A 15,728-nucleotide genomic window follows, 5' to 3' on the forward strand; every position below is an offset into this window, starting at 1 on the left:
GAGCCGGTCATGAGCCCGAAGCTGCGCCGCATCCTGCCTCGGCTGCTTTTCGTCGGACTGATTCTCGGCCTGGCGCTCTTTGCGCCACTGCTCACCAGCCAGGATCCGGTGCAGATGAACATCGCCGAGCGCCTGCAGCCGCCCTCGGCCGATCACTATCTCGGTCAGGACGAATACGGCCGCGACATTCTCGCGCGGCTGCTCTACGGCGCGCGGGTCTCGCTTGCCGTCGCTCTGATCGCGGCCGCCGCAGCCGCCGTCATCGGTGTCACCATCGGCCTCGTCGGCGGCTACTTCGGCGGCATTGCCGAGCTCTTCACTGTGCGTCTCACCGACATCGTGCTGTCTTTCCCGCCGATGCTGCTGGCGCTGCTGATCGTCACGGTTCTGGGTCCGGGGGCGGAGACCCTCACCCTGGTGCTTACCATCCTCTTTGTCCCGGGCTTTGCCAGAGTGACCTATGGCGAAGTGCTGTCGGCACGCTCGGTGGAGTATGTCGAGGCGTCGCGCGCGCTGGGCGCGCCGGTCGGACGCATCCTGTTCCGCACCATCCTGCCCAACATCTCCGGCCCCATCATCGTGCAGTTCTCGCTGACGGTCGCCTCGGCCATCCTCATCGAGTCGGGCCTCAGCTTTCTCGGCCTCGGCGTGGTGCCGCCGGACCCGAGCTGGGGCCTGATGATCCGCGCCGCGCGCGGCTACATGGTCTACAGCCCGCTGCCGCTGCTCTGGCCCTGTCTGGCGTTGACCGTGACCGTCCTGGCGGTCAACGCGCTCTGCGATGCGCTGCGCGACGTCTACGACCCCAAGGCAGCGCGCGAAGGCGGACTGCTGCAGGCCGCCCGCTCGCTGGTGCGTTTCCCCGTCGCCGGCACCGGCAGGGCGGCGCAGGCCCAGCCGGCCCCGGGCGAGAAGGAGGATGCACAGGTCGCAGTCTCCGACCTGCGTATCGAGTTTGCCACCCAGCAGGGCCCCTTCGCCGCGGTGGACGGTGTGTCGCTGACCGTCGGCAAAGGCGAGACCGTGGCGGTGGTGGGCGAGTCCGGCTCCGGCAAGACCATGATCGGCCTTTCCATCCTGCGGCTCGTTCCCGGCCCGCACGGCGCCATCGCCGGCGGCGGCATCGCCCTGCGCACCAAGGGAGGCGATGTCCTGCCGATGGAGCAGCTTGACGAGGCGGAGTTGGAGGCGGTGCGCGGGCGCGAGGTCGCCATGGTGTTCCAGGAACCCATGACCAGCCTCAACCCGGTCTATCCGGTCGGCGAGCAGATCGCAGAGGCCCTGCGACACCACAAGGACCTGAGCCGCCGCGAGGCCATGGCCAAGGCGGTCGAACTCCTGGAACGGGTTGGCATTCCCGACGCGGCACAGAGGGCGCGGGACTATCCGCACCAGATGTCCGGCGGCATGCGCCAGCGGGTCATGATCGCCATCGCGCTGAGCTGCACGCCGGCATTGGTGGTGGCGGACGAGCCGACCACGGCCCTGGACGTCACCGTGCAGGCCCAGATCCTCGACCTCTTCCAGCACCTGCGCGACGAAGGCGACAGCGACCTCGGACTGATGTTCATCACGCACAACCTCGGCGTGGTCGCGGAGATCGCCGACCGGGTGCTGGTGATGTACTGCGGGCGCATTGTCGAACAGGGGCCGGTCCGCGAAGTCTTCCGCGACCCGCGCCATCCCTACACCCGCGGCCTGCTGTCTTCCATCCCGCGGGTCAACCCGGCGACCGGCGAAAGGATGCCGCTGACGGCAATTCCGGGCACCGTGCCAGGGCCGGGCGAGCGCAGCCGCGGCTGCGCCTTCGCGCCGCGCTGCGGTTACGCCCAGCCGCGCTGCACCGCCGAGGACCCCGCGGACATCGCCTTCGCACCGGGCCGCAGCACCCGCTGCCTTCGGTGGAATGAACTGGAGGGTAAACCGGGCGACGCGTTTGCCCCGGCGCCGTCACCGGAGCCGGATCGCTCGCTGGGCCGGGAGGCGGGATCATGAAGGCTCTCATCGAGGCCCGCGCCCTTACCAAACACTTCCGCGTGCGCGGCGGCGGCTGGGGCCGGCGCGCCCAGGTGCAGGCGGTGGAGCAGGTGGATCTCACCCTGGCGCCCGGCGAGGTGGTGGGCCTGGTGGGTGAGTCCGGCTCCGGCAAGAGCACCCTCGGCCGGCTGATCCTGCGTCTCATCGAGCCGACCCGGGGCCACATCAGCTTCGATGGCGAGGACATCACCCGCTGGAGCCAGGGCCGGCTGCGCCCCCTGCGCCGGCGCATGCAGATCATCTTTCAGGACCCCTACAGCAGCCTCGATCCGCGCAAGTCAGTGGCCGCGCTGATCGGCGAGGCCTTTGCCATCCACAGGCTCTATAGCCGCCGGGAGCGGCGCGAGCGCACCGTCGCCCTGCTGGAGCGGGTCGGCCTCTCGGCGGACCACCTGAACCGCTTCCCGCACGAGTTCTCCGGCGGGCAGCGGCAGCGCCTGGGCATCGCCCGCGCGCTGGCGGTGGAGCCGCGCTTTATCGTCGCCGACGAGCCGGTCTCGGCCCTCGACGTTTCCGTCCAGGCCCAGATCATCAACCTGATGGCCGAACTGCAGCGCGACCTCAACCTGGCGCTGCTGTTCATCTCCCACGACCTCAGCGTTGTCGAGTACATCTCCGACCGGGTCATGGTGATGTACCTCGGGCGGATTATGGAGGTGGCCCCGGCCCGCGCGCTCTACACGGCGCCGCGCCATCCCTATACCGAGGCACTGCTTTCCGCCGCGCCTGTGCCGGAGCCGGACGTGGAGCGTAAGCGGATCATCCTGGAAGGCGATCTGCCGAGCCCGATGGACCCGCCCTCGGGCTGTGTGTTCCGCACCCGCTGCCCCTATGCTCTGCCGGCCTGCGCCGAGACGCCGCCGCCGCTGCGCGAAGTGGCACCGGGCCACCGCACAGCCTGCATCCGCGACGACATTCTCTGAGCGCACCCCGCGGCAGCGGGCTCTGAATCCGAAGAAATGAATGCCCAACGTCAGCACTTACATAAGAGATAAGGCATTGGGGATCATGGTGTCCCTGCCTCGGCAGGCCACGACGAGACCGCGCCTCACAGCCTTGACAGAAAAATGATCGTTACCAGGGAAACGCGCGATCGGTAGGATCCGGTCCTGTGAAGACCCTGTTGACCGTGCATGGCGCCCTCCGTCATCGACTGTTTCTGATGACGGAACGGGGAACGCGGCGGTCAAGCCCCATGACGAAGACCTCCAGGGCGTAGTCCGTTTTAGCAGCGCCGACGAAGGCTGGCGCGTCCACCGGACGCTGAGCGCCCTGCCCCGCACACAACCTGCCCCGGGCACAATCGGAAACCGGAAGGGAGATCGATGCGAGACAGGATCAAACGCACGCTGATATGGACGGCGATCGCGTGGCCGATTACCGTTGTGCTGATGTACCTCGGCAGTCAAGTAACCGGCTGGAACACGGCCGGCATCCCCACTTTTGCGGTGATCGCACTGCCGACGCTCTTTGCCGCGAAGATGGCAGTGGACATTTTCGATCGCCGCTACAACCGATAGCCGGGCTTCTCACGGCGCAAAGGCATAAATGAGCGAAAGCCTGGCGCAACGCAGCGGTCTGCGAACAACGCCTTCCCGTTGCAGCCAGCAGCACTCCAAAAAAAAGCTTCTGTCAGATCAAACCCGGCGTCGTAACCGTCACGGGCGTCGCGGCTCTCGCGATGGGCGGCCCTCGGGACGGTCCTGGCTGGGCCAACCAAGCATCGTGATCATCCTCTCCGCATCCGCCCGCACCCGGCGCCGGATCGCCCACTTCGCGTACAGACAAACGCTTCCACTGCTCCAGGATTGCCGTGCGCTCCGGCAGCAGCCCTATTCCGCCGCTTCGGCCCGCGGTTCCCGGCCGAGCTCGCGCTCGATCTCCCGCACCGCGATCATGGTGCGCAGCAGGCTGTCGGGGGTCAGGCTGACCGAGTCGATCCCCATTCGCACCAGGTACTGGGCAACCTCGGGATAGTCCGAGGGCGCCTGCCCGCAGATTCCCGAGTGGCGGTTGTTGCGCTTGGCGCCCTCCACGGCGAGACGCAGCATCTCGAACATGCCAGGGTCGCGCTCGTCGAACTCGAAGGCGACCTTTTCGGAGTCGCGGTCGACACCGAGGCAGAGCTGCGTAAGGTCGTTGGAGCCGATGGAGAAGCCGTCGAAGAGCTCGGCGAAGGCATCGATCAGGATGACATTGTTCGGGATCTCGCACATGACATAGACCTCGAGCCCGTTCTCCCCGCGTGTCAGCCCGTTCTTGGCCATCACATCGATCACCTTCCGCGCTTCCTCGATCCGGCGGCAGAAGGGCACCATGAGCTTCAGGTTGGTCAGACCCATATCGTCGCGCACCCGCTTCATGGCGGCGCATTCCAGGGCGAAGCCTTCCTCGTAAGCCGGATGGACATAGCGCGAGGCGCCACGGAAGCCGAGCATCGGGTTGGCTTCCTCCGGCTCGAAGGCCGCCCCGCCGATGAGCGCCGCATACTCGTTGGTCTTGAAGTCGGACAGGCGCACGATCACCGGCTTGGGATAGAAGGCCGCGGCGATCATGCCAACGCCCTCGGACAGCTTCTGAACGAAGAACTCGGCCGGCGACGGATAGTGCTTCACCATGGCTTCGATCTGTTCGCGCTCGCGCTCATCCGCGATGCGCTCGGGATGCAGCAAGGCCATGGGGTGGGCCTTGATGTACTCGTTGATGATGAACTCCATGCGGGCCAGACCGACGCCATCGTTGGGCAGGAAGCTGGTCTTGAAGGCCAGCTCCGGGTTGCCGAGGTTCAGCATCATGTGGGTGGCCGGTCGCTCAAAGGTGCTGAGATCGGTCTTCTCCACCTCGTAGGGCAGCTTGCCGTCGTAAATGCGTCCGACGTCGCCTTCGGCACAGGAGATCGTGACCTCCCGGCCGTTCTTCAGAATCTCGCTGGCGTGCTCGGCGCCCACGACGGCAGGAATGCCAAGCTCTCGCGCTACGATGGCGGCGTGGCAGGTGCGCCCGCCGCGGTTGGTGACGATCGCAGCGGCCGTCTTCATAACCGGCTCCCAGTCCGGCGTGGTGGTATCGGCCACCAGCACTTCGCCCGGCTTGAAGTCCGGCAGGTGATGGGAGTCGACCACGACGCGGACCGGGCCGCTGCCGATCCTGGTGCCCACAGCCCGGCCCGTTGCCAGCACGGGTCCGGTCTCCTGCAGCACATAGGACTCCAGGTTGGTCGCAGCCTGCTGGGAGGCCACGGTTTCAGGCCGGGCCTGCACGATGTAGAGCGCACCATCGACGCCGTCCTTCGCCCATTCGATATCCATCGGCCGCGGTTCGCCGGCGCGCTCGCTGTAGTGGTCCTCGATCTTGATGGCATAGTCGGTCAGCACCAGCACCTCGTCGTCGCTGAGGCAGAAGCGCTCGCGCGCCGGCTTGGGCGTCGGCTTGTTCACCACCGGTTCGCGGGTGCGCCCGGGAGCGTAGACCATCATCACCTGTTTGTCGCCGAGCACCCGGCGCAGCACGGCGCGATGGCCCAGCCGGAAGGTCGGCTTGTGGACGTAGAACTCGTCCGGATCGACGGCGCCCTGCACCACGTTCTCGCCGAGGCCGTAAGCACCGGTGATGAAAACGGCGTCACGAAACCCGGTCTCGGTGTCGATGGAAAACATCACGCCGCTGGACTCCAGGTCCGAGCGCACCATCTTCATGACGCAGGCCGAGAGTGCCACCTTGAAGTGGTCGAAGCCCTGGTCGATGCGATAGGAGATGGCGCGGTCGGTAAAGAGCGAGGCGTTGCAGCGCTTGACGGCGTCGATCAGCAGCTCTTCCCCGCGGATGTTCAGATAGGTGTCGTGCTGGCCGGCAAAGCTGGCCGTCGGCAGGTCTTCGGCGGTCGCCGAGCTGCGCACGGCAACGCTGAGGTCCGGCCCGTACTCCTCCTCGAGCTGCCGGTAAGCGGCGACAATCTGTTCGCGCATTTCCGGTGTCAGGCCGGCGGCGTAAACGATCTCCCGCGCTCTATGGCCGGCGGCGGCAAGCGCCTTGACGTCGGTCTTGTCGAGATCGTCGAGCAGGGAGTGGAGTTCATCCCAGGCGCCGGCGGCGCTCAGGGCATCGCGAAAGGCCTCCGCCGTTATGGCAAAGCCGTTCGGCACCCGCACGCCGAGCGGCGTCAGCTCCCTGTAGAGCTCCCCCAACGACGCATTCTTACCGCCAACCAAAGGAACATCATCGAGACTGAGGTCGGCGAACCAGGACACGTAGGACTTTGCCGGCATTGCTATCTTCCTCCCTCTCGGCCGCACAGCCGCCATCGGCTGCCGCTCCGTTTCATTCATGCAGGTTCCGTTGCTTGACATGGACCATGCCATGACCATCGCCCCGCAGCGCTGATGCAGGTCAATGTCTTGGAATGGTCACAAAACCGCACCCCGTCGAATTCACGAGCGTGATTAAGAGGAAATAAGAAGCGGAGCGAAGGAGGTGAATTCCGATTCCGGAATGCCTTCAATCAGTTTTCCCGATCAAGGCAGCGGAGGGACAGAGATCATGGAGGACGCAGAGTCCGCAGGCGGGCTCTGCATGGCGGCATACATCCTGCCCCAGGGTCTTGATGCGCTGGTGGTGTGCATCGAGGTCGTTGGCGCACCAATGCACCGGCAGATAGGGCACGGTACGGTCATAGGCTTCCGGCAGTGTCGTACGCTGACCGACAAGTCGGAGCCTGCGCAGGACCCGCAGATGGTGGGTATCGATCACCAGGGCAGGCATCTCGAGGGTGCTGAAGTTCAACGTCGCCGCCGCGGTCTTGCGGCCAACCCCGGGCAGGCTTTCCAGCCAGGCGAGCGCGGCCCCGACGCCCCATGCCGCCAGGAAGTCGAGCGTCAGCGCACCCCGCCTCTGCGTCACTGCAGCCAGCGCGGCCTTCAGGCGGCCGGCCTTGACCTCGGCATAGGTCACACCCTGGATTGTCTCCTGCAGATCGGCCAAAGGGGCATCGCGCAAGCATTCCCATGTTCGATAGCGCGCCCGCAGGGCCAAGAAAGCGCGCCGCGAGTCCGCTTCGTAGGTGCGCCCGCCCACCATGCCCAACACCAGTTGGCTGACGGGATCCAGCCTGAGCCACGGACCCTGGGGTCCGTAGTGCAGCCGCAACCGCCGGTCGACCTCTGCGAAACGCTCCTGCCGCCCATCCAGTTGAAGGGCGAGTTGCATAGCACGGGCAGTATCGCGCGATAGTTGGAACAAAACAAGAACATTTAGGTTTTCTGGGGTCCTGCAGGTCGGCCTGGGAGCGTCGCTGCGGCCGCGCACCATCAGGCGCCCGGGGCGCCATGCAATCAAAGCGCGCCTATTGAGGGTGGAAGGACGCCAAGTGCGGCCGCTACTTCGGGCTGGCCAGCATGGCGGACTGAAGGTCCGGCGCCCAGTATGCGATCACCGCCTCGATGTGCTGCCTGAGCGTTTCCGCCGCCTCTTCGGCCCGGCCGGCGGCGATCGCCTCGAAGATCTCGCGGTGCTGGTCGCGGCTGGGCCCGCGCAGGTCGTCGTTTGCCGCGGGTCCGCTTTCGCGGCTTTCGTTGCCGAAGGTAAAGCGGTGCATGTGCAGGCAGCAGCGCACAAGAATCGGCTCCAGGGCCTGCATGCCGGAGGCGCGAAAGATTCCCAGATGAAAGGCGCGGTCGAGGTCGCTCTTGGCGTAGGCATCCAGGCGATCCTCAGCGTCCTCCAGATCGTCGAGCAGCCGTGCCAGTTCGTCCAGCTTGGCCTTTGTGATGGACGGCGTCGCCATCCGCACACCGGTCGTCTCGATCTCGATGCGGATCTGCGCCATCTTCGCCGCCTCGGCGGCCGTGGTGGCGGAAACGAGCGTGCCCTGATAACCGCGCCGCGCCACCAGGCCGTCCTGCTCCAGGCGCAGCAGGGCTTCGCGCACCGGGCCCTGGCTACAGCCGGCCGCCGCTGCGATCTGTTGCTCGATCAGGGCGTCGCCGGCCTTCAGGGAGCGCAGCAGGATGGCCCGTTTGACCGCGTGATAGACCGCATCGGCCTTGCGTGCGCGGCCAAACGGCCCGGCATTGTCGTACAGGATCTGAGCAATTTCCGTCATTGGTTGACAGGCGCCCGTGGCTGTCTAAGATTATCAATATCAATAATGATAATACCTATGAACTCAGGGCACAAGCACCTCCCGCACGCAGCAGGGGGTGGAGAGGCGGACGTTTCTTGATGCAGCAAGGCAGTCCCTTGGCCTTTGGCGCCAGGGCATGCGGATACCGTGGAGGCATCGCGCCGCGACACCTCACTGCAGGGCCGGAGGCTGCCGGAGCCTGGGTGCGGTCATGACCGCACTGCTCGAGATCAGAGATCTGGTCGTCGAGTTCTCGACCGGCGGCGGCGTGCTGCGCGCTGTCAACGCCGTTTCCTACGATGTGGAGCCCGGCGAGATCGTCGCGGTGGTCGGCGAGTCCGGCAGCGGCAAGTCGGTCACCGCCCTCTCCGTGCTGCGCCTTGTCCCCCAGCCGCCCGGACGCATTGTCAGCGGCAAGATCCTGTTTAAGGGAAACGATCTGCTCGCGCTTGACGACGAGGCGATCCGCCGGGTGCGCGGCGGACAGATCGGCATGGTGTTCCAGGAACCGATGACCTCCCTCAATCCGGTCCTGTCGATTGGCCGTCAGATGACTGAAGCCATGCGCCTGCATCTGGGCCTGAGCGCTGCAGCAGCGCGGGACCGCGCTGCCGAGCTCTTGACGATGGTCGGCATCGCCGATCCGGAAAGCCGCCTGAAGGCCTATCCCCATCACCTGAGTGGCGGCATGCGCCAGCGGGTGATGATCGCCATGGCGCTGAGCTGCAATCCGCCACTGATCATCGCCGACGAGCCGACCACCGCCCTCGACGTCACCATCCAGGCCCAGATCCTGGAGTTGATGCGCGATCTCTGCCGGCGCCTCGGCGTCGCCCTGGTCATCATCACCCACAATCTGGCAGTGGTGGCGCGCTATGCCGACCGGGTGAACGTCATGTACGCGGGTTCGGTCGTCGAGCGCGGCCAGGCCCGCGAGATCTACCGCCGGCCGAGCCATCCCTACACCGTCGGCCTGATGAACTCGGTCCCACGCCTCGACCGGCCGCGCGGCGCCCCCTTGGAGCCGATCCCAGGCAGTCCGCCCGACTTGGCCAGCCTGCCGGCGGGCTGCGCCTTCCAGCCCCGCTGCCATATGGCAACGGCGCGCTGCCGGGCGGAACCGCCTGCCCTCTCGCCCGTTGCCGCGGAGCATTGGAGCGCCTGCTTCGAGTCCCAGCGCGTTGCCGGAGAACTGGTGCGATGACCATCGCGGCAGACATGGACAGGCCCACCGCCAAGGGACCCGAAGCGAAACCGCAGGCGGACGGCCCGCTGCTCGAGCTGCGCGGCCTCAGCAAGCACTTTCCCATCCGCCGCGGTGCGTTGATCCCGCGCACCGTCGGCGCGGTCAAAGCCGTCGACAACGTCAGCCTGACCATCAGGCGCGGCGAGACCCTGGGCCTGGTCGGGGAGTCCGGCTGCGGCAAGTCAACCATCGGCCGCTGCATTCTGAAGCTGGAGACGCCGACGGCGGGCTCCGTTCACTTTGACGGGGCTGACATCGCCGCTTTCGACGGCCCGCAGACCGCGGGCTTCCGGCGCCGCGTCCAGGCGATTTTTCAGGACCCCTTCTCCTCCCTGAACCCGCGGATGAAGGTGGCCGAGATCGTCGGTGAACCCTTGATCGTTCACAAGATGGAGCCGGACCGCAACGCGCTGGACGCGCGGGTCCGCGCGCTGCTGGATGTCTGTGGCCTCTCCCCGCGTCTCGCCGACCGTTATCCGCACGAGATGAGCGGCGGCCAGCGCCAGCGCGTCGGTATCGCCCGGGCGCTTGCGCTGCGCCCGGATCTGATCGTCTGCGATGAAGCCGTGTCCGCGCTGGACGTGTCCATTCAGGCGCAGATCATCAGGCTGCTGGAGGACCTGCGCGAGGAATTCGACCTCACCTATCTCTTCATCGGCCACGATCTCAGCGTGGTGCGCCATATCTGCCACCGGGTCGCCGTCATGTATCTGGGCAAGCTGGTCGAGATCAGCGAGAGCGAACGTCTCTTTGCCGATCCCCAGCACCCCTATACCCAGGCGCTGCTGTCGGCGGTGCCGGTACCGGACCCGGAGATCGAGGAGCACCGCGATCACCAGGTCCTGAAGGGCGAAGTCCCGAGCCCCAGCAATCCCCCCAGCGGCTGCGTCTTTCATCCGCGCTGCCCGTTGGCGGACCAGGCCTGCACCGAAACAGTACCGGAGCTGCGTGACCTCGGGGATGACCACAAGGCGGCCTGCCTGAAGGCCGGCGATCCGCCTGCCGCCCCTCCCTAGAAGGCAAAAAGCCAGAAGGGCGCGGTTACCCAGAGAGAACAGGGAATACAGACAGGAGAAGGTGACAATGAAGAAAAAAACGACACCCTTGACCGATCGGCAAAGAGCGCAGATCGACGCCGACCTTGCTGCGGCTTACGACTTCGACCCCCGTGACCCGCTGTTCGGCCTCAGCCGCGAACAGATGTCGGGCCCGCGTCTCAACCGCCGCACGGTGCTGCGGCTGATGGCGGCCTCCGGCACTCTGACGGCAGCCCAGCTGCTGCCCGGCATGGGTGCTGTCAAGCCGGCAGCCGCCGCAGGTCACGGCGGCGGCACCCTCACCTGCGGCTGGTCCGGCGTTGCCGAGATCCAGACGCTCGATCCGGCGCAGATCAACCAGGTGCTGCAGTTCCAGATCTCCTCCAACGTTCTCGGCGGCCTCATGCACATCAACGCCGACCTGGTGGCCGAGGGCGATCTGGCGGAAAGCTGGTCGGTCTCGGACGACGGCACCGAGTACACGATGAAGCTGCGCGAAGGCATCACTTTCCACAACGGCGACAGCTTCGATGCCGACGACGTGCTTTTCACCTACCAGCGCTCCAAGGACCCGAACCAGTCGATCCACGCCCGCGTGCTGAACAATGTGGCGGCACTGGAGAAGGTCGATGCCTACACCGTGCGCTTCAAGCTGAAGCAGGCCCAGGCCTCCTTCCTGACCAAGGCGCTGGAGCGTTCCAGCGGCCGCGCCATGACCATCGTCAGCCGCGGCGCGCTGGAGAGCATGTCGCCGTCTCAGTACGGCCTCATGCCGGTCGGCACCGGCCCCTTCCGCGTGACCTTCCACGAGCTTGGCCAGGGCGTCGTTCTGGAACGCTTCGACAACTACTACGACCCGGAGCGGCCGAAACTCGACAAGGTCATCATCAAGCCGATCTCGGCGGCGGAGCCCCTGGCGGCGGCCATGGAGGCCGGCGACATCCAGCTCATCGGCGGCAACCCCATCGCGCCGGAGCTGATCGACCGCTTCCTCGAAAATCCAGACCTGGTGGTCGACGAAAAGCCCGCACCCGGCTTCCAATCGCTGTGGATGAACCCGTGGCACGAGCACATGAAGGTGACGGACTTCAACAAGCCCCTGGAAGAGCTGATGAAGGAAAAGGGCTTCAAGGTCCGCCTCGCCATCGCCAAGGCGCTGGACCGCGACCGCTACCTGAAGCAGGCGCAGTTCGGGCGCGGGACTGCAGCCTACGGCACCATCAACCCGGCCATGGGCTACTACTTCGACGAGGCGCTCGCGGAGACCAGCGCCCAGCGCTTCGATCTCGAAGAGGCACGACGCCTGATGGCCGATGCCGGTTATCCAGATGGGGATGGCTTCCCGACCCTGAAGCTGATCACCACACCGTCGAACCGGCGCGAGTCTCAGGTCGTCGCCTCGATCCTCAAGCGCAATCTCAACATCGACGTCGAGCTGCTGACCAAGGAGTTCTCGGTCGGGATCGAGGACTTCGACACCATGAACTGGGACCTGCGCCGGGCCGGCAGCGGCGGCGACTACGACCCCGACGACGGTCTGGTGGACTGGATGCAGTCCGGCTCCAAATTCAACGGACGCAAGCGCGACGAGAGCAAGTATCCCTTCGGATACTTCTCCGAGAAGGAAGCCGATGCCCTGATCGACGAGCAGAGCGCCACGGCCGACATCGAGAAGCGCCGCGAGCTGGTGCAGAAGGCCAACAAGATCACCTCCGACAAGGTGGCCTGCGCTTTCCTGTTCCATCCGGCCAACATCCTGGTCCACCACAAGTCGGTGAGCTATCCGGCGATCAGCCGGATCCCCGGCCTTGTGGACCTGGATCGCGTAACCCTGTCTTAACCGGCGGGCTGCGACGGGTGGCCGCCAGTCGCCACCCGTCGCCCGCCGTCGCGGAACGTAAGGAATGTACGGCTATCTCCTGAGACGCAGCCTCGGCGCCGTCATCGTCATGTGGGCGGTGGCGACGCTGGTGTTTTTCATGCTGCGGATCGTGCCCGGTGATCCTTTCGCCGCCATGCTGGCCGATGCCGGCGACATGGAGGCGGTGGAGGCCTTGCGCCGCAAGTTCGGCCTCGATCAGCCGATGTACGTGCAGTACGTGAAGTGGTTCGCCAACGCCCTGCAGGGCGACTTCGGCACTTCGATCTACGGCGCCCGGGTGCCGGTGCAGCAACTGCTGCTGGAAGCCCTGCCGCGCACCCTCTCCCTCGCCAGCCTTTCCTTCATCATCGCTCTGGTGATCGCGGTGCCTGCCGGCCTGATCGCCGCGACGCGGCGCAACACGGCCTGGGACCACGGCGTGACGGTCTTCGCTTTTCTCGGTCTCAGCATGCCGGACTTCTGGCTCGCGATTCTGCTCATCGTCTTCCTCGCGGTGAACATCTCCTGGCTGCCGGCGATCGGATACGAGCCGCTCTCTGCCGGCTTCTGGCCCTGGCTTTCCCACCTGATCCTGCCGGCGATCGCCGTCGGCACCGGCTTTTCCGCCATCATCGCCCGCATGATCCGCTCGTCGATGCTGGAGGTCCTGAAGACCGACTACATGCGGGTGGCGCAGGCCAAGGGCCTGCGGCAGTCGGCGCTGATCCTGCGCCACGCGCTGCCCAACGCCCTGATCCCGGTGGTGACGGTGATCGGCATCGCCTTTGCTCTGCTCATGTCCGGGGCCGTGGTGGTGGAGAACGTCTTCTCCATCAAGGGGCTCGGCCGTCTGCTGATCCAAGGCATCCTCAACCGCGACTATCCGGTGGTCCAGGGCGCGATCCTGGTGGTCTCGGCCATCTTCGTGTTCAGCAACCTTCTGGTCGACATGCTCTATTCCGTCATCGACCCGCGCATCCGGTACGACACATGACCCAGCACGCCAGCATTCCGGCAGAGGAGTTCATGCCGCGCCGCATCACCGGCTGGGGGCGCTTTGGGCGGCTGGTGATGGCCGACAAGAAGGCGCTGGTCGGCCTGGTCCTGCTGTCGATCTTTGTATTCGCCGCGGTCTTCGGCCCCTTGATCTCCCCCTACGACCCCAATGACATGGCCTTCGACATGATCCTGGGGCCCTCCCTCGCCCACCCGCTGGGCACCGACGATCTGGGGCGCGACCTCTTGAGCCGGCTCATCGTCGGAACCCAGGTGTCGCTCTTCGTCGGCATCTCGACGGTGGCCCTCGCCCTGGTGATCGGCGTCACCCTGGGGGTGCTGGCCGGCTATTTCGGCGGCTGGGTCGACCATGTGGTGATGCGCTACATCGACCTGCAGTGGGCCTTCCCGAATTTCATCATCGCCGTCTACCTGGTCGCGGTGCTGGGCACGGGGCTGGTCAACGTGATCGTCGCCATCTCCCTTGCCTTCGTCGACGACTTCGCCCGCATCGCCCGCGGGATGGTGCTCTCCATCAAGGAGGAGCAGTACGTCGCCGCCGCCCGCACGGTGGGGGCCTCCGATTTCCGTATCATGTGGCGCCACATCCTGCCCAACGCGACGGCGCCCATCATCGTCCAGGCCACTGTCAGCGTGTCTTACGCCATTCTCGGCGAGGCCAGTCTGTCGTTCCTCGGCCTGGGCGTCGAGGCCTCGACACCGACCTGGGGCCTGATCCTCTCCGAGTCCCGCAGCTTCATCTCGCGGGCCTGGTGGCTCGGCATCTTTCCGGGCTTGGCCATCATGCTGACGGTGCTCTCGATCAATTTCCTCGGTGACGCGCTGCGCGATTTCCTCGACGTGCGCGAAAGCCGCGATCACTGACGCGCACCGGCAATGCTCAGCGAAAGCGACAGAAGTCTCGCCGGCTTGCGCCGCGCCCTCGACAGCGGCGCCCTGACCGCCCGCGCGCTGGCGGAGAGCTACATCGCCCGCATCGAGGATCTCGATCACAAAACCAAGGCCGTTATCGAACTCAACCCGCGGGCACTGGACGATGCCGAAGCACTGGACGCGGACCTGAGCCATGGCGCCGTCAAGGGCCCGCTGCACGGCATCCCGGTGATGGTGAAAGACAACCTCAATACCGCGGCGCCGATGACCACCACCGCCGGCTCGCTGGCACTGGAGGGGCTCACCGTCAAGGAGGACGCCACCGTCGTGGCCCGGCTACGCGCCGCCGGTGCGGTCATCCTCGGCAAGACGAACCTCAGCGAATGGGCCAACTTCCGCTCCGCACGCTCGTCCAGCGGCTGGAGCAGCCGCGGCGGCCAGACGCGCAACCCCTACGCCCTGGACCGCACACCGGGCGGCTCCAGCTCCGGCTCCGGCGTCGCGGTCGCCGCCGGATACTGCGCCGCGGCAATCGGCACCGAAACCGACGGCTCCATCGTCAGCCCCGCTGCGATGAACGGGATCGTCGGCATCAAGCCCACCGTCGGGCTGATCAGCCGCCGCGGCATCATCCCGGTCACCCACAGCCAGGACACGGCCGGCCCGATGGCGCGCAGCGTGGCCGACGCGGCGCTGGTGCTGGGCGTGCTGGCCGGCAGCGACGCGGGCGACCCCGCAACGGCAGAGGCGGACCGGCGCGGAAAGCGGGATTACACGGCCAGCCTCGACCCCGGCGGCCTCAAGGGCGCGAGGATCGGCTGTCTACCCGGCCTTGCGGCAATCCATGCAGGCGCCGCCGCCATCCTGGACGGCAACCTGCGGGCCATCCGCGAGGCTGGGGCGGAAGTTGTTGAAGGCATCGCACTGCCCGAAGCAGAAGCGGTGCGGCCCTTGGAGTTCCAGGTCATGATCACGGAGTTCAAAGCCGGCCTGAATGCCTATCTGGCCGAGTTTGCCGCTGATGTGGCACCGAAGGACCTGACGGCGCTGATCGCCTTCAACGAAGCCCGTCGTGAGCAGGTCATGCCCTACTTCCCGCAGGACCTCTTGGAGAAGGCAGAGGCAACAGCGGGCCTGGACGACTCCATCTACTGCAACGCGCGGCGCGACTGCCTGCGGCTGATCCGCGAGGAGGGGATCGACCGGGTCATGGCCGAGCGAGAACTCGACGCGCTGGTGGTTCCCACCACCTGTGCGCCCTGGCTCATCGACTGGGTGAACGGCGACAACCGTTCCGGCAGCAGCGCCTATCTTGCGGCGGTTTCCGGCTACCCGAGCATTACGGTGCCGGCGGGTTATCTCTTCGGACTGCCGATCGGTCTTTCCTTCATCGCCAGGGCCTATGAGGAGGCGGCGCTGATCCGCTTTGCCTTCGCCTTCGAACAGGCTACCAAGGTGCGGATCCCTCCGCCCTTTGCCGAAACCGCCAACCTTCAACCCTGCCCGTCACCGCCCGGGGATTGACGATAAGGATGACCT

General features: G+C 66.2%; 12 protein-coding genes. 9 read left to right on the plus strand and 3 right to left on the minus strand.

Annotation, left to right across the window (positions count from 1 at the left end; translation table 11 throughout):
• Window positions 1–9: 9 nt before the first annotated feature.
• The 3 genes from ACO06P_RS07800 (at window position 10) to ACO06P_RS07810 (ending at window position 3,557) form a co-directional block, all read left to right on the plus strand.
• Window positions 10–1,995: a dipeptide/oligopeptide/nickel ABC transporter permease/ATP-binding protein gene (locus ACO06P_RS07800; protein WP_420349438.1), complete on the plus strand. Its 1,986-nt coding sequence runs from the start codon at window positions 10–12 to the stop codon at window positions 1,993–1,995.
• Entirely contained in the window at window positions 1,992–2,960 is a 969-nt protein-coding gene (locus ACO06P_RS07805; RefSeq protein ID WP_420349439.1) for an ABC transporter ATP-binding protein, read from the plus strand. The genes ACO06P_RS07800 and ACO06P_RS07805 overlap by 4 nt, the downstream gene beginning before the upstream one ends.
• A gap of 402 nt (window positions 2,961–3,362) precedes the next feature.
• Window positions 3,363–3,557 carry a hypothetical protein gene (locus tag ACO06P_RS07810; protein ID WP_420349440.1) on the plus strand — a complete coding sequence of 65 codons (195 nt, stop codon included), beginning with the start codon at window positions 3,363–3,365 and terminating at the stop codon, window positions 3,555–3,557.
• Window positions 3,558–3,869: 312 nt separating this feature from the next.
• Here ACO06P_RS07810 and ppsA read toward each other — a convergent pair whose 3' ends face one another.
• From ppsA to ACO06P_RS07825, 3 genes are all read right to left on the minus strand, one after another.
• The gene (gene ppsA / locus ACO06P_RS07815; protein WP_420349441.1) at window positions 3,870–6,302 is read right to left on the minus strand and encodes a phosphoenolpyruvate synthase; all 2,433 of its coding nucleotides are present in this window, start codon (window positions 6,300–6,302) and stop codon (window positions 3,870–3,872) included.
• 229 nt (window positions 6,303–6,531) lie between these two features.
• Entirely contained in the window at window positions 6,532–7,239 is a 708-nt protein-coding gene (locus tag ACO06P_RS07820) for an endonuclease III domain-containing protein (RefSeq protein ID WP_420349442.1), read from the minus strand.
• A gap of 169 nt (window positions 7,240–7,408) precedes the next feature.
• Window positions 7,409–8,134, minus strand: coding sequence for a GntR family transcriptional regulator (locus ACO06P_RS07825; protein WP_420349443.1), 726 nt, complete (start codon window positions 8,132–8,134; stop codon window positions 7,409–7,411).
• Window positions 8,135–8,366: 232 nt separating this feature from the next.
• On the opposite strand from ACO06P_RS07825, the gene ACO06P_RS07830 reads away from it, so the two are divergent.
• The 6 genes from ACO06P_RS07830 to ACO06P_RS07855 all read left to right on the plus strand — a co-directional run bounded on the left by ACO06P_RS07830 (window position 8,367) and on the right by ACO06P_RS07855 (window position 15,713).
• Window positions 8,367–9,359 (plus strand): ABC transporter ATP-binding protein, encoded by a 993-nt coding sequence (locus ACO06P_RS07830; RefSeq protein WP_420349444.1) that lies wholly within the window; start codon window positions 8,367–8,369, stop codon window positions 9,357–9,359.
• Window positions 9,356–10,417 carry an ABC transporter ATP-binding protein gene (locus tag ACO06P_RS07835; protein ID WP_420349445.1) on the plus strand — a complete coding sequence of 354 codons (1,062 nt, stop codon included), beginning with the start codon at window positions 9,356–9,358 and terminating at the stop codon, window positions 10,415–10,417. Before ACO06P_RS07830 ends, ACO06P_RS07835 begins: the two co-directional genes overlap by 4 nt.
• A 67-nt stretch (window positions 10,418–10,484) precedes the next feature.
• Window positions 10,485–12,278, plus strand: coding sequence for an ABC transporter substrate-binding protein (locus ACO06P_RS07840; RefSeq protein WP_420349446.1), 1,794 nt, complete (start codon window positions 10,485–10,487; stop codon window positions 12,276–12,278).
• Window positions 12,279–12,342: 64 nt separating this feature from the next.
• Window positions 12,343–13,293 carry an ABC transporter permease gene (locus ACO06P_RS07845; protein ID WP_420349447.1) on the plus strand — a complete coding sequence of 317 codons (951 nt, stop codon included), beginning with the start codon at window positions 12,343–12,345 and terminating at the stop codon, window positions 13,291–13,293.
• On the plus strand, window positions 13,290–14,180 hold the full coding sequence (locus ACO06P_RS07850; RefSeq protein ID WP_420349448.1) for an ABC transporter permease: 891 nt from the start codon (window positions 13,290–13,292) through the stop codon (window positions 14,178–14,180). The genes ACO06P_RS07845 and ACO06P_RS07850 overlap by 4 nt, the downstream gene beginning before the upstream one ends.
• A gap of 12 nt (window positions 14,181–14,192) precedes the next feature.
• Window positions 14,193–15,713, plus strand: a complete 1,521-nt coding sequence (locus ACO06P_RS07855) for an amidase (RefSeq protein WP_420349449.1) — start codon at window positions 14,193–14,195, stop codon at window positions 15,711–15,713.
• The last annotated feature ends 15 nt before the right edge of the window (window positions 15,714–15,728 follow it).

Origin of the sequence: Pelagibius sp. (genome assembly GCF_965227505.1) — a bacterium.
In the GTDB taxonomy this organism is placed as follows: domain Bacteria; phylum Pseudomonadota; class Alphaproteobacteria; order Kiloniellales; family Kiloniellaceae; genus Pelagibius.

Bases quoted from the DNA above. Each gene is read 5' to 3' on its own strand.
- ACO06P_RS07800 (WP_420349438.1), top strand. From the start codon at position 10: ATGAGCCCGAAGCTGCGCCGCATCCTGCCTCGGCTGCTTTTCGTCGGA.
- ACO06P_RS07805 (WP_420349439.1), top strand. From the start codon at position 1,992: ATGAAGGCTCTCATCGAGGCCCGCGCCCTTACCAAACACTTCCGCGTG.
- ACO06P_RS07810 (WP_420349440.1), top strand. From the start codon at position 3,363: ATGCGAGACAGGATCAAACGCACGCTGATATGGACGGCGATCGCGTGG.
- ppsA (WP_420349441.1), bottom strand. From the start codon at position 6,302: ATGCCGGCAAAGTCCTACGTGTCCTGGTTCGCCGACCTCAGTCTCGAT.
- ACO06P_RS07820 (WP_420349442.1), bottom strand. From the start codon at position 7,239: ATGCAACTCGCCCTTCAACTGGATGGGCGGCAGGAGCGTTTCGCAGAG.
- ACO06P_RS07825 (WP_420349443.1), bottom strand. From the start codon at position 8,134: ATGACGGAAATTGCTCAGATCCTGTACGACAATGCCGGGCCGTTTGGC.
- ACO06P_RS07830 (WP_420349444.1), top strand. From the start codon at position 8,367: ATGACCGCACTGCTCGAGATCAGAGATCTGGTCGTCGAGTTCTCGACC.
- ACO06P_RS07835 (WP_420349445.1), top strand. From the start codon at position 9,356: ATGACCATCGCGGCAGACATGGACAGGCCCACCGCCAAGGGACCCGAA.
- ACO06P_RS07840 (WP_420349446.1), top strand. From the start codon at position 10,485: ATGAAGAAAAAAACGACACCCTTGACCGATCGGCAAAGAGCGCAGATC.
- ACO06P_RS07845 (WP_420349447.1), top strand. From the start codon at position 12,343: ATGTACGGCTATCTCCTGAGACGCAGCCTCGGCGCCGTCATCGTCATG.
- ACO06P_RS07850 (WP_420349448.1), top strand. From the start codon at position 13,290: ATGACCCAGCACGCCAGCATTCCGGCAGAGGAGTTCATGCCGCGCCGC.
- ACO06P_RS07855 (WP_420349449.1), top strand. From the start codon at position 14,193: ATGCTCAGCGAAAGCGACAGAAGTCTCGCCGGCTTGCGCCGCGCCCTC.